Source organism: Pseudomonas sp. P4_C1, from assembly GCF_056402155.1.
Genome location: NZ_JBFUHY010000004.1, coordinates 139,557 through 152,293, shown reverse-complemented (window position 1 = coordinate 152,293; position 12,737 = coordinate 139,557). Strand labels below are relative to the sequence as shown.

General features: G+C 60.7%; 12 protein-coding genes. 9 read left to right on the top strand and 3 right to left on the bottom strand.

Annotated features, from left to right (window positions below):
• Positions 1-323: 323 nt before the first annotated feature.
• Entirely contained in the window at positions 324-1,016 is a 693-nt protein-coding gene (locus tag AC1DU9_RS04175) for a tellurite resistance TerB family protein (protein ID WP_457266001.1), read from the bottom strand.
• Between the two features lie 182 nt (positions 1,017-1,198).
• On the opposite strand from AC1DU9_RS04175, the gene AC1DU9_RS04170 reads away from it, so the two are divergent.
• The 9 genes from AC1DU9_RS04170 to AC1DU9_RS04130 all read left to right on the top strand — a co-directional run bounded on the left by AC1DU9_RS04170 (position 1,199) and on the right by AC1DU9_RS04130 (position 11,476).
• Positions 1,199-2,113 carry a LysR family transcriptional regulator gene (locus AC1DU9_RS04170; protein WP_007975056.1) on the top strand — a complete coding sequence of 305 codons (915 nt, stop codon included), beginning with the start codon at positions 1,199-1,201 and terminating at the stop codon, positions 2,111-2,113.
• Between the two features lie 147 nt (positions 2,114-2,260).
• Positions 2,261-3,718, top strand: coding sequence for a gamma-aminobutyraldehyde dehydrogenase (locus AC1DU9_RS04165; protein WP_223458467.1), 1,458 nt, complete (start codon positions 2,261-2,263; stop codon positions 3,716-3,718).
• 84 nt (positions 3,719-3,802) lie between these two features.
• Positions 3,803-4,954: a putative ABC transporter substrate-binding protein YdcS gene (gene ydcS, locus AC1DU9_RS04160; protein WP_223458291.1), complete on the top strand. Its 1,152-nt coding sequence runs from the start codon at positions 3,803-3,805 to the stop codon at positions 4,952-4,954.
• A 217-nt stretch (positions 4,955-5,171) separates the two neighbouring features.
• Entirely contained in the window at positions 5,172-6,209 is a 1,038-nt protein-coding gene (locus AC1DU9_RS04155; protein ID WP_223458289.1) for an ABC transporter ATP-binding protein, read from the top strand.
• A gap of 1 nt (position 6,210) precedes the next feature.
• Complete coding sequence (locus AC1DU9_RS04150; RefSeq protein ID WP_223458287.1) at positions 6,211-7,158, top strand: ABC transporter permease; 948 nt, start codon at positions 6,211-6,213, stop codon at positions 7,156-7,158.
• Complete coding sequence (locus tag AC1DU9_RS04145) at positions 7,148-7,957, top strand: ABC transporter permease (RefSeq protein WP_223458285.1); 810 nt, start codon at positions 7,148-7,150, stop codon at positions 7,955-7,957. The genes AC1DU9_RS04150 and AC1DU9_RS04145 overlap by 11 nt, the downstream gene beginning before the upstream one ends.
• A 203-nt stretch (positions 7,958-8,160) precedes the next feature.
• Positions 8,161-9,585: a gamma-aminobutyraldehyde dehydrogenase gene (locus tag AC1DU9_RS04140; RefSeq protein ID WP_223458283.1), complete on the top strand. Its 1,425-nt coding sequence runs from the start codon at positions 8,161-8,163 to the stop codon at positions 9,583-9,585.
• Between the two features lie 201 nt (positions 9,586-9,786).
• Positions 9,787-11,271, top strand: a complete 1,485-nt coding sequence (locus AC1DU9_RS04135; protein ID WP_223458281.1) for an APC family permease — start codon at positions 9,787-9,789, stop codon at positions 11,269-11,271.
• Positions 11,249-11,476, top strand: coding sequence for a hypothetical protein (locus tag AC1DU9_RS04130; RefSeq protein WP_411740697.1), 228 nt, complete (start codon positions 11,249-11,251; stop codon positions 11,474-11,476). Before AC1DU9_RS04135 ends, AC1DU9_RS04130 begins: the two co-directional genes overlap by 23 nt.
• 58 nt (positions 11,477-11,534) lie before the next feature.
• Here the strand turns inward: AC1DU9_RS04130 and AC1DU9_RS04125 are convergent, their stop codons facing one another.
• Complete coding sequence (locus tag AC1DU9_RS04125; protein ID WP_223458279.1) at positions 11,535-11,936, bottom strand: type II toxin-antitoxin system VapC family toxin; 402 nt, start codon at positions 11,934-11,936, stop codon at positions 11,535-11,537.
• Positions 11,936-12,502, bottom strand: coding sequence for an AbrB/MazE/SpoVT family DNA-binding domain-containing protein (locus tag AC1DU9_RS04120; protein ID WP_411740696.1), 567 nt, complete (start codon positions 12,500-12,502; stop codon positions 11,936-11,938). The genes AC1DU9_RS04125 and AC1DU9_RS04120 overlap by 1 nt, the downstream gene beginning before the upstream one ends.
• Positions 12,503-12,737: the final 235 nt, after the last annotated feature.

The window sequence follows — 12,737 nt, the reverse complement described above, 5'->3', positions numbered from 1 at the left end:
GGGGCTGATACGAAATGCGGGGGAGTATAGCTGAGGGCGGTGTTTCATTTATAAGACGCTTGCACACCACCGCTCATCCCACGGGCAAGCCGGGGGGCTCGGGATTGGGACTGTCCGCTAATTGAGGGGGCGGGTGCCAGGGATGATTGGGCAGAAAGAGACCGTGGAATGGTCATTGGATATGTGGTGCGACTGAAAACGCCATCGCGAGCAGGCTCGCTCCCACATTGAATCTCTGGCGTACACAAAATCTGTGATCACTGAAGATCCCCTGTGGGAGCAGCCGGTCGACGCTCGATTGCTCGCGATGGCGGGCTGAAGGTTTACAGGGAGGCCTGGCGAACCTGCTTCTCCAGTTCAGCTTTCAACCCCGGCTCCAGCTTGAGCTGCCGCGCCAGCTCATCGAGGTAGGCCTTCTCCATGAAGTTTTCCTCGTCCACCATCATCACGCTGGCGATGTACATTTCGGCGGCGATTTCCGGGGAGCGGGCGGCGCGGGAGACATCGCTCGGGTCCAGCGGCTTGTTGAGCTCGGCGTGCAGCCAGCGTTGCAGTTCCTGGTCGCTATCGAGCCGGGTGAATTCGCCTTCGATCAAGGCTCGCTCACGCTCATCGACATGACCGTCGGCCTTGGCCGCCGCCACCAGCGCCTTGAGAATCGCCTGACTGTGCAGCTCCACTTGCGCGGCCGGTACGCGGTCCAGGGTTTGCGGCTCCGTAGCGGCCACACCGCCCTGCTGCGCCTGCCAGTTACCCAAGGTTTTATAGGCCAGCACGCCCAACGCGGCGAGACCGCCGTAGACCGCAACCTTGCCCCCGACTTTACGGGCCTTTTTGCTGCCGAGCAGCAAACCCATGGCGCCGGCCGCCAATGCCCCGCCACTCGCGCCGGAGAGCAAGCTGCCGAGGGCACTGGTGCCACCGCTCGCACCCTTTTGCTGTGAGCTGCCGGCCTTGTTCTGCAACAGGTCCTGGCCGGACTTGAGTAGTTGATCGAGCAATCCACGGGTGTTCATTTGCCGCCTCCACAAGACGTTTAACCTGAAACCAAGGCCACCAGCCTAGATCGAAAGTACCCACGTCCCGTGCGCGAGAGTGCTTCCAGATGTTGCATCGCCAAGTCACCTGGCGCTGCCCATCGAAAAAAAAGATATACACTCCAAAAAATCGATAAAAACAGCCCACCGGGTGCTTTCCCATGATGACCTTGCGTCAGATCCGTCATTTCATCGCCGTGGCCGAGACCGGCTCGATCTCGGCCGCCGCGCAAACCGCGTTCATTTCCCAGTCGACCCTGACCCTGGCGATCCAGCAACTGGAGGAGGAAATCGGCGTCAGCCTGTTCAGCCGCCACGCCAAGGGCATGACCCTGACCCACCAGGGCCATCAATTCCTGCGTCAGGCGCACTTGATCCTGGCCACTGTGGATAACGCCAAGCGCAGCCTGCAACAGAGCACCGATCAGGTCGCCGGACAGTTGATCGTCGGCGTGACCAGCCTGGTCGCCGGTTATTACCTGGCGGATTTGCTCACCCGTTTCCAGCGTGCCTACCCCAACGTGGAAATTCGCGTGATGGAAGACGAGCGCCCCTACATCGAGCATTTGCTGGTCAGCGGCGAGATCGATGTCGGCGTGTTGATCCTGTCCAACCTCGAAGACCGCCACGCCCTGCAGACCGAAGTGCTGACCCATTCGCCGCACCGACTATGGCTGCCGGCTCAGCACCCGCTGCTGGAACACGACAGCATCAACCTCGCCGACGTGGCTCGCGAGCCATTGATTCAGCTTAACGTCGATGAAATGGACCGCAACGCCCAGCGCATGTGGTCGGCAGCCTCGCTGCAACCGCGCATCACCCTGCGCACGGCCTCGACCGAAGCGGTGCGAAGCCTGGTGGCCGCCGGATTAGGTGTGTCGATCCAGCCCGACATGACGTATCGCCCGTGGTCACTGGAAGGCGACATCATTGAAGCCCGGCCGATAGCCGACCTCAGCCAGACCCTCGATGTCGGCCTCGCGTGGCGTCGTGGCACCGCGCGGCCGGCGCTGGTGGACCCCTTCCTCACGGTCGCCCGCGAACAACCCCACGGCGGGCGCAAGCCATCTATTTAATCGAACGCCACCTTCGGTATTTAGTATTTGTTGTCCTCGGGCCCGCGAACTAGTCTTGTTGCATCCAATAAAGACGGCCGGGCCCCAGTCACAGGGAGCACTGCCATGTCTACACAACAAGCCACACAAAAAAAGAGAACCCGAAAAATGGCTGGCGCGCAGACCCCGTTGTTCACCGCCCTGTTGATCGATGGAGAACTGGTCTCTGGGCAAGGCATTGTCGAGCCAATCCTCAACCCGGCCACCGGCGAAGTCCTGACGCAGATCGCCGAAGCCAGCATCGAACAAGTCGAAGCTGCCATCCTCGCCGCCCACCACGCGTTTGCCGGTTGGTCGCGGACCACACCGCAGCAACGCTCGAACCTGTTGCTCGACATCGCCAACGCCATCGAAAAAAACGCTGACCAACTCGCCCGCCTCGAAGCCCTGAACTGCGGTAAACCGTTGCACCTGGCCCGCCAGGATGACCTGAATGCCACGATCGACGTGTTCCGCTTCTTCGCCGGTGCCGTGCGTTGTCAGACCGGCCAGCTCAGCGGCGAATACCTGCCGGGCTACACCAGCATGGTGCGCCGCGATCCTATCGGGGTCGTGGCGTCGATTGCGCCGTGGAACTACCCGATCATGATGGCCGCATGGAAAATCGCCCCGGCCCTCGCCGCCGGCAACACCCTGGTGTTCAAGCCGTCGGAACACACGCCGCTGTCGATCCTCGCCCTGGCGCCAGCGCTGGCCGAGATCCTGCCACGGGGTGTGATCAACATCGTTTGCGGTGGTGGCGAAGGCGTTGGCAGCCACCTGGTGAGCCACCCTAAAGTGCGCATGGTGTCGCTGACAGGCGATATCGTCACCGGGCAAAAAATCCTCCAGGCCGCATCGAAAACCCTCAAACGCACCCACCTCGAACTCGGCGGCAAGGCCCCGGTGATCGTCTGCAACGATGCCGACATTCAGGCCGTGGTCGAAGGCGTGCGTACCTACGGCTATTACAACGCTGGTCAGGATTGCACCGCCGCCTGCCGGATTTACGCCCAGGCCGGGATTCATGACCGTTTGGTGGCCGAACTCGGTGCCGCCGTCAGCAGCCTGCGCTTCGCCGGCAAGCGCGACGCCGACAATGAAATCGGCCCGCTGATCAGCACCCGCCAGCGTGACCGCGTGGCCAGTTTTGTCGAACGCGCCCTCGGTCAGCCGCACATCGAACGGGTGACCGGTGCAGCCGTGCATTCCGGCGCCGGCTTCTATTACCAGCCGACCCTGTTGGCCGGATGCAAGCAAGGCGATGAAATCGTCCAGCGCGAAGTGTTCGGGCCGGTGGTCACCGTGACCCGTTTCGACGGACTGGAACAAGCGGTGGACTGGGCCAACGATTCGGAATACGGCCTGGCCTCGTCGGTCTGGACCCAGAACCTCGACAAGGCCATGCAGGTCGCAGCGCGCCTGCAGTACGGCTGCACCTGGATCAACAGCCATTTCATGCTGGTCAGCGAAATGCCCCATGGCGGCCTGAAGCGTTCGGGCTACGGCAAAGACCTGTCCAGCGATTCGCTTCAGGACTACAGCGTGGTGCGGCACATCATGGCCCGCCATGGCGAGCATCTCTGACTACGCTAATAACAAGCCACCAACGGCATGCTTCACCACGCTCAAGACACTGCCCCGACCATAATTAAAGAAGAGGGAATTCCCATGTTCGTGCACAAGACCGCACTGCTCAGTGCAATCACCACCGCACTGCTCGCCAGCGCCAGCGTCCAGGCCGCCGAGCCGCTCAAAGCTGTCGGGGCGGGCGAGGGCCAACTGGATATCGTGGCCTGGCCTGGCTACATCGAACGTGGCGAGAGCGACAAGGCCTACGACTGGGTGACCGGTTTCGAGAAGGAAACCGGCTGCAAGGTCAACGTCAAGACAGCGGCCACCTCCGATGAAATGGTCAGTCTGATGGCCAAGGGCGGTTACGATCTGGTCACCGCGTCCGGCGACGCTTCCCTGCGCCTGATCGTCGGCAAGCGTGTACAGCCGATCAACACCGCGTTGATCCCGAACTGGAAAAACCTCGACCCGCGCCTCAAGGATGGACCCTGGTACGTGGTCAACAAGCAGACCTACGGCGCCCCGTATCAGTGGGGCCCGAACGTGTTGATGTACAACACCAACGTGTTCAAGACCGCGCCCACCAGCTGGGGCGTGCTGTTCAATGCCGAAGACCTGCCGGACGGCAAGCCGAACAAGGGTCGCGTGCAGGCCTATGACGGCCCGATCTACATCGCCGACGCTGCGCTGTACCTGAAGACCGCCAAGCCGGAACTGGGCATCCAGAACCCCTACGAACTGACCGAAGCCCAATACAAGGCCGTGCTCGACCTGCTGCGCGCCCAGCAGCCGTTGATCCACCGCTACTGGCACGACACCACTGTGCAAATGAGCGACTTCAAGAACGAGGGCGTGGTCGCTTCTGGCGCGTGGCCGTATCAGGTCAACGGCCTGATGAACGAAAAACAGCCAATCGCCTCGACCATCCCGAAAGAAGGCGCCACCGGTTGGGCCGACACCACCATGATGCACGCCGAGGCCAAGCACCCGAACTGCGCCTACAAGTGGATGGACTGGTCGCTGCAACCGAAAGTCCAGGGCGACGTAGCGGCGTGGTTCGGCTCGCTGCCAGCGGTTCCGGCGGCGTGCAAGGAGAGCGAACTGCTCGGTGCCGAAGGCTGCAAGACCAACGGTTTCGACCAGTTCGACAAGATCGCCTTCTGGAAAACCCCGCAGGCTGAAGGCGGCAAGTTCGTTCCGTACAGCCGCTGGACCCAGGACTACATCGCGATCATGGGCGGCCGATAACCCGCCCTCCCCTGTGGGAGCGAGCTTGCTCGCGATGGCGGTGTGTCAGTCGACAGAGATACTGACTGTTCTGCCCTCATCGCGAGCAAGCTCGCTCCCACAGTAGATCAGCGCCATTGCCGCTAACGCGCACGGCTTACAGATAGAAGATGTTCGTTTTTTCAGAAGTCCAGGCAGGGCCGCTGCGACGGCCTTCGTCTTTTTGGAGCACCGCACCATGACGCTTGCAGTCCAGTTCACCAACGTTTCCCGTCAATTCGGCGAAGTGAAAGCCGTAGACCGGGTTTCCATCGACATCCAGGACGGCGAGTTCTTCTCCATGCTGGGGCCTTCCGGCTCGGGCAAAACCACCTGTTTGCGCCTGATCGCCGGCTTTGAACAACCGAGCGCCGGTTCCATCCGTATTCATGGCGAAGAGGCCGCCGGCCTGCCGCCCTACCAGCGCGACGTGAACACCGTGTTCCAGGATTACGCGCTGTTCCCGCACATGAACGTTCGCGACAACGTCGCCTATGGTTTGAAAGTCAAAGGTGTCGCCAAGGATCAACGCCTCAAGCGCGCCGCAGAAGCCCTCGACATGGTCGCCCTCGGCGGCTACGGCGAGCGCAAGCCGGTGCAGCTCTCCGGCGGTCAACGCCAGCGCGTGGCCCTGGCCCGCGCCCTGGTCAACCGTCCACGGGTGTTGCTGCTCGACGAACCCCTCGGTGCCCTCGACCTGAAACTGCGCGAGCAAATGCAGGGCGAGCTGAAAAAGCTGCAACGCCAGCTCGGCATCACGTTCATCTTCGTCACCCATGACCAGACCGAAGCACTGTCGATGTCCGACCGCGTGGCCGTGTTCAACAAAGGCCGCATCGAGCAAGTCGACAGCCCGCGCAACCTGTACATGAAACCGGCCACCACCTTCGTCGCGGAATTCGTTGGCACCTCCAATGTGATTCGCGGTGACCTGGCCAGGCAGCTCAGTGGCAATCCGCAGCCGTTCTCGATTCGCCCGGAACACGTGCGATTCGCCGAAGGCCCGCTGGCCAGCCACGAAATCGAAGTCACTGGCTTGCTCCACGATATCCAGTATCAGGGCAGTGCCACCCGCTACGAGCTGAAACTGGAAAACGGCCAAACCCTGAACATCAGCAAGGCCAACAACCAATGGCTGGACACCAGTGCACAGCACCAGACCGGCCAGCGCATCAGCGCTCGTTGGGCGCGTGAAGCCATGATCGCATTGCACGACACCGTTGCGGGCGGGGTGTGACATGAACACCCTGGCTATCTCTCAAACCCGATCGGGCAGCTCGCCGTTGCGCCGGTTCTCCAACCTGCTGTATCGCCGGCCAAACCTGTACCTGTCGATGCTGCTGGTGCCACCGCTGCTGTGGTTCGGCGCGATCTACCTGGGCTCGTTGCTGGTGCTGCTGTGGCAAGGTTTCTACACCTTCGATGACTTCACCATGGCGGTCACACCCGACCTGACCCTGGCCAACTTCACCGCGCTGTTCCAGCCGTCGAACTTCGACATCATCCTGCGCACCCTGGGCATGGCGGTCGTCGTGTCGATGGCCAGCGCCGTCGTCGCGTTCCCGATTGCCTACTACATGGCGCGCTACACCACGGGCAAGACCAAGGCGTTTTTCTACATCGCGGTGATGATGCCGATGTGGGCCAGTTACATCGTCAAGGCGTACGCCTGGACGCTGCTGCTGGCCAAGGGTGGCGTGGCGCAGTGGTTCGTGCAGCACCTGGGGCTGGAACCGGTTCTGCAGTTCGTGCTGGGCATTCCGGGGGTTGGCGGCAGCACCTTGTCGACCTCGCACCTGGGGCGCTTCATGGTGTTCGTCTACATCTGGCTGCCGTTCATGATCCTGCCGATCCAGGCCTCGCTGGAACGCCTGCCGCCATCGTTGCTGCAAGCCTCCGCCGACCTCGGTGCCAAGCCGCGCCAGACCTTCACGCAAGTGATTCTGCCACTGTCGATCCCGGGCATTGCCGCAGGTTCGATCTTTACCTTCTCGCTGACCCTGGGCGACTTCATCGTGCCGCAACTGGTCGGCCCGCCCGGCTACTTCGTTGGCAGCATGGTGTACGCCCAGCAAGGTGCTATCGGCAACATGCCGATGGCGGCCGCCTTCACCCTGGTGCCGATCGTACTGATCGCCATTTACCTGTCCATCGTCAAACGACTGGGGGCCTTCGATGCACTCTGAGAAAGCTTCCATAGGTCTGCGCATTGCAGCCTGGGGCGGGTTGCTGTTCCTGCACTTCCCGATCCTGATCATCTTCCTGTACGCCTTCAACACCGAAGACGCGGCGTTCAGCTTTCCGCCCAAGGGCTTCACCCTCAAGTGGCTCAGCGTGGCGTTCTCGCGGCCGGACGTACTCGAAGCCATCAAGCTGTCGTTGCAGATCGCCTCGATTGCCACCCTGATCGCCATGGTCCTCGGCACACTGGCATCCGCCGCGTTGTACCGCCGGGACTTCTTCGGCAAGCAAGGCATCTCGCTGATGCTGATCCTGCCGATTGCCCTGCCGGGGATCATCACCGGGATCGCGCTGCTGGCGACCTTCAAGACGCTGGGCATTGAACCTGGGATGTTCACCATCATCGTCGGCCACGCGACCTTCTGCGTGGTGATCGTCTACAACAACGTCATCGCCCGCTTGCGCCGCACGTCCCATAGCCTGATCGAAGCCTCGATGGACCTTGGCGCCGACGGCTGGCAAACCTTCCGCTACATCATCCTGCCGAACCTCGGCTCTGCGTTACTGGCCGGCGGCATGCTGGCGTTTGCCCTGTCGTTCGACGAAATCATCGTCACTACCTTCACCGCTGGCCATGAACGCACCCTGCCGCTGTGGCTGCTCAACCAGCTCAGCCGCCCACGGGACGTGCCGGTAACCAACGTCGTGGCGATGCTGGTGATGATCGTGACCATGCTGCCGATTCTTGGTGCCTATTACCTGACGCGCGGTGGTGAGAGCGTTGCGGGGAGTGGTGGGAAATAACTGACAACTCAATTCCCAATGTGGAAACCGGCCCTTGTGGGAGCGAGCTTGCTCGCGATGGCTGGCGGACATTCAACATTGATGTCGCCTGAGTGTCAGGCGACATCAATGTTGAATGTCCGCCAGCCATCGCGAGCAAGCTCGCTCCCACAGGGGGCCGGTTTCTGCAGAAGAACAACAACTGCTTCGAAGAGGACAATGCCATGCAAACCAAACTCTTGATCAACGGCCAACTGCTCAATGGCGAAGGCCCCGCCCAACCCGTATTCAACCCGGCGCTGGGACGGGTGCTGGTGGAAATCAACGAAGCCAGCGAAGCCCAGGTCGATGCCGCCGTGCGCGCCGCCGATGCCGCGTTCGACAGCTGGTCGCAGACCCCGCCGAAAGCGCGTTCGCTGCTGCTGCTCAAACTCGCCGATGCCATCGAGGCCCACGGCGAAGAGCTGGCCAAACTGGAATCGGACAATTGCGGCAAGCCTTACAGCGCCGCGCTGAACGACGAGATTCCGGCAATTGCCGACGTGTTCCGCTTCTTCGCCGGCGCCAGCCGCTGCATGAGCGGTTCGGCCGGTGGCGAGTACCTGCCGGGCCACACCTCGATGATCCGCCGCGACCCGGTGGGCGTGATCGCCTCCATCGCGCCGTGGAACTACCCGCTGATGATGGTCGCCTGGAAAATCGCCCCGGCCCTGGCCGCCGGTAACACCGTGGTGCTCAAGCCGTCGGAACAAACCCCGCTGACCGCCTTGCGCCTGGCCGAACTGGCGTCGGACATCTTCCCGGCCGGCGTGCTCAACCTGGTGTTCGGCCGTGGTCCTACCGTCGGCAGCCCGCTGGTCACTCACCCGAAAGTGCGCATGGTGTCGTTGACCGGTTCGATCGCCACCGGTTCGAACATCATTTCCAGCACTGCCGACAGCGTCAAACGCATGCACATGGAACTGGGCGGCAAAGCCCCGGTGATCATCTTCGACGATGCCGACATCGACGCCGCCGTGGAAGGCATCCGTACCTTCGGCTTCTACAACGCAGGGCAGGACTGCACCGCCGCTTGCCGCATCTATGCGCAGGCAGGGATCTACGAGAAGTTCGTCGAGAAACTCGGCGTCGCCGTCAGCAGCATCAAGTACGGCCTGCAGGATGATCCGTCAACCGAACTCGGCCCGCTGATCACCGCGCAACACCGTGACCGCGTTACCGGTTTCGTCGAGCGCGCCATCGCCCAGCCGCACATTCGGTTGATCACCGGTGGCAAGGCGGTCGAGGGCAACGGCTACTTTTTCGAACCGACGGTACTGGCCGATGCGCAACAGGACGACGAAATCGTCCGCCGTGAAGTGTTCGGGCCGGTCGTCTCGGTGACTAAATTCAGCGACGAAGCGCAAGTGCTGGGTTGGGCCAACGATTCGGACTACGGCCTGGCGTCCTCCGTGTGGACCGCCGACGTCGGCCGCGCCCATCGCCTGTCCGCCCGTTTGCAGTACGGCTGCACCTGGGTCAACACGCACTTCATGCTGGTCAGTGAAATGCCCCACGGCGGTCAGAAACTGTCCGGGTATGGCAAGGACATGTCCATGTACGGATTGGAGGACTACACAGTCGTGCGGCATGTGATGTTCAAGCACTAGAAAAAGCATCGTCGGATCGCCGCCCGGAGCGAGCTTGCTCGCGATGGCGTCACCGCAACCTCAAGGAAGAAACCGGCACCAGCACCACCAGGCCCCACCCCAAAGAAGACAAAACAATAACCACCGATCCGGGCGGCGCCCCCAAGGCCCCGCCACGGTTTCGGACATCCGAAATCTGCCGATTTTCCGGAGCAAACACACATGAGTGCATCACCCGATCTCTCTGCAGCCCTTGCCGACAGCGATGCCGAGCAACTACGCAAGCTGGGTTACACCTCCAACTTCAATCGCAGCATGAGCCTGTGGGAAAACTTCGCCCTGGGCTTCACCTACCTGTCCCCGGTCGTCGGGGTGTATACCCTGTTCGGCCTGTGCCTGGCCGCGGGCGGGCCACCGATGTTCTGGGCCTACTTGCTGGTCGGTTGCGGGCAGTTGCTGGTGTGCCTGATCTTCGGCGAAGTGGTTTCGCAGTTCCCGATTTCCGGCGGCGTATACCCGTGGGCTCGTCGCTTGGTGGGCAAGCGCTGGGCGTGGATGGTCGGCTGGATCTACTCCATCGCCCTGTGCGTGACCATCGCGGCGGTTGCCGTGGGTGCCGGTCCGTACCTCGCCGCCATGATGGGCTTTGAACCGAGCAACAACACCAACATCATCATCGCCCTGTTCCTGACGCTGTTCGCCACCCTGGTCAACCTCAGCGGCACCAAAGTGCTGGCGCGGATCGCCATGTTCGGCTTCCTCTGCGAGCTGGTCGGCGCGGTGATCGTCGGTGTTTACCTGCTGATTTTCGAGCGTCATCAACCCATCAGCGTGTTGTTCAACACCTTCGATATCAGCGTCGACGGCTCGTACCTGCCGGCGTTCCTCACCGCTTCGCTGGCGGGGATGTTCCTGTACTACGGCTTCGAGGCCTGCGGCGACGTGGCCGAAGAAACCCCGAACCCGAGCAAGCAGATCCCGGTGGCCATGCGCATGACCATCTACATCGGCGGCATCGCGGCGATGTTCGCCTGCCTGGCGCTGATCCTGGCCGTGCCGGACATGCAGGCGGTGATCAACGGTACCGACAAGGATCCAGTCACCACCATTCTCAACAACGCGTTCGGCCCGGTGGGTTCGAAAGTGGTAATGGGCGTGGTGATGATTTCCTTTATCTCCTGCGTGATCAGCCTGCAAGCGGCGGCCAGTCGTCTGCTGTACTCCTACGCCCGTGATGAAATGGTCGTCGGCAGCCGACTGCTGAAGAAGATCTCCCCTACGACTCAGGTACCAGTTGCCGCACTGTTCGTGTCCGGCGTCCTGCCGGCACTGATCATCATCCTCGGCTTCTTCCTGCAAGACGCGGTAGCCACCATCGTCAGCTTCGCGGCCATTGGCATCTACCTGGCGTTTCAGATGATCGTGCTCGCGGCCCTGTACGCCCGCATGAAGGGCTGGAAACCGAGCGGCAAATTCACCCTCGGCGCCTGGGGCTGGGCGGTGAACATCGGCGCGCTGGTCTATGGTGTCGGTGCCATCATCAACATGGCCTGGCCACGCACCCCGGATGCCGCGTGGTACATCAACTACGCGATGGTGCTGAGTACCGCCATCGTGATTGGTCTGGGCCTGCTCTACATGTGGATCGCCAGGCCGTATGACCATGGCATGGCGCCTGCTGGGGATGCCTGGAAAGTCAGCCGGTAACGGCATTCGCACCGGTGCCGTCGTGGTGCCGGGGCAAAACTTCTCCAACAGCCTGTACGACGATGCCGACGAAAGCGAAAAGCTGATGAACCTGGCCCGGCAACCTGTTGGACGGGTGAGCATCGCCAACTCGGATGCAGCGTTGAGCGCTTGTGCCCATGCGGCGATTGATGAGGCGTATCGGGCGGTGGGGGGAGTGGGTTAAGCAACGGTAATTGAGCTCCACGGATGGCTATTCCCAACGATCCGTGGAGCAAAAAAATTCAGACGGGCACTATCAATTCAACCGAAGGAAAATAGCTGCGATAGCGTTTGGCATCTCGAGTCAGCAATGGCAGCTGTTTTACAGCAGCATGTGCCCCGATGAAAAAATCCGCCAAGACATTACTTTTACCGCCACCTACTTTCCGATACCGAATGAAAGCCTTCCCAGCCAAAAACAAAGCTGGCCGCGGGACTTCGCACATTGCGAGACCGAGCTGGTGAATTACATCATCCAGTGCCTCAAAGGTTGAGAACGCCTGGGATAGCTCAGCGTAGATAATTGGATTAATAGCCAATTCATGAATCTGTGACTGGGCACGAAGCTGCTTGATGGACCAATCAGCCCAGACAGGGTCGTCTTCCAGAACATCGATCAACACATTCGTGTCGACCAATATCATCAGTCCTCACCCCGTAGTAACGCCATCAATTCATCTGTACGCCATTTGATATCGGCCTTGCCCCGCATAGCCTCAAATCGGTCTGAAACAATCGACTTGTCTGTTTTTTTGGGGTTACCACTGTGCAGCACCACCTCGCCATTGGCGTTGACACTGAATTCAACCGCCGAACCCGGCATCAGATGCAGAGCGTCACGAATTGGCTTCGGAATAGTGACCTGCCCCTTGCTGGTCATCGTTGTCGACATAACTCCGCCCTCAAGTATTACCCTCGATAAAAAAGTAATACTTTGCTTAAAACTCCGCAACCTCCGCTCATCGTAGGTAAGTGTGGAGTGAACTGAAGAAAACTGCCCGCCTATCTCATGCACTCGGATCAGTGAAGATTTACCGGAGGAGTTAGACCTGTAAATTGCAGCATTCTCCAGTAAATCAGGAAGCCTTTCTGTGCACTTCGAAGGCTTGAGCACATTTCGCGCTTTGCTCAGGTAAGGAGCGGCCGCCTTAGACAACGTTTGCCTGTCCCGGAAAGAGCGGTAATTGGAAACCGGAAATTCGATCAGCATGGAGAAAACCTGCAGTTCATTCACTGGATGCGAATAAATAAAGGAAAAACTGCGGCTCAGGTGCTGACTCTCAGCACCTCATGCAAAAACAGGAAAATCCTACAGATCGAACCTTCGAATACCGGCGCCGATTCCTACAACAAGCGTCGCCAGAGTAGACTTGGCGCCGCGAACGCCTGACCGATAGGCTTTCCTCCGTCGCTGCCAAATCAGCGGCCCGGAGTCGAAGCCGGAA

What these genes read in the sequence shown, in the direction of transcription:
- AC1DU9_RS04155 (WP_223458289.1), top strand. Translation starts at nt 5,172, where the DNA reads ATGACGCTTGCAGTCCAGTTCACCAACGTTTCCCGTCAATTCGGCGAA.
- AC1DU9_RS04120 (WP_411740696.1), bottom strand. Translation starts at nt 12,502, where the DNA reads ATGCTGATCGAATTTCCGGTTTCCAATTACCGCTCTTTCCGGGACAGG.
- AC1DU9_RS04140 (WP_223458283.1), top strand. Translation starts at nt 8,161, where the DNA reads ATGCAAACCAAACTCTTGATCAACGGCCAACTGCTCAATGGCGAAGGC.
- AC1DU9_RS04130 (WP_411740697.1), top strand. Translation starts at nt 11,249, where the DNA reads ATGCCTGGAAAGTCAGCCGGTAACGGCATTCGCACCGGTGCCGTCGTG.
- AC1DU9_RS04175 (WP_457266001.1), bottom strand. Translation starts at nt 1,016, where the DNA reads ATGAACACCCGTGGATTGCTCGATCAACTACTCAAGTCCGGCCAGGAC.
- ydcS (WP_223458291.1), top strand. Translation starts at nt 3,803, where the DNA reads ATGTTCGTGCACAAGACCGCACTGCTCAGTGCAATCACCACCGCACTG.
- AC1DU9_RS04135 (WP_223458281.1), top strand. Translation starts at nt 9,787, where the DNA reads ATGAGTGCATCACCCGATCTCTCTGCAGCCCTTGCCGACAGCGATGCC.
- AC1DU9_RS04150 (WP_223458287.1), top strand. Translation starts at nt 6,211, where the DNA reads ATGAACACCCTGGCTATCTCTCAAACCCGATCGGGCAGCTCGCCGTTG.
- AC1DU9_RS04165 (WP_223458467.1), top strand. Translation starts at nt 2,261, where the DNA reads ATGGCTGGCGCGCAGACCCCGTTGTTCACCGCCCTGTTGATCGATGGA.
- AC1DU9_RS04125 (WP_223458279.1), bottom strand. Translation starts at nt 11,936, where the DNA reads ATGATATTGGTCGACACGAATGTGTTGATCGATGTTCTGGAAGACGAC.
- AC1DU9_RS04145 (WP_223458285.1), top strand. Translation starts at nt 7,148, where the DNA reads ATGCACTCTGAGAAAGCTTCCATAGGTCTGCGCATTGCAGCCTGGGGC.
- AC1DU9_RS04170 (WP_007975056.1), top strand. Translation starts at nt 1,199, where the DNA reads ATGATGACCTTGCGTCAGATCCGTCATTTCATCGCCGTGGCCGAGACC.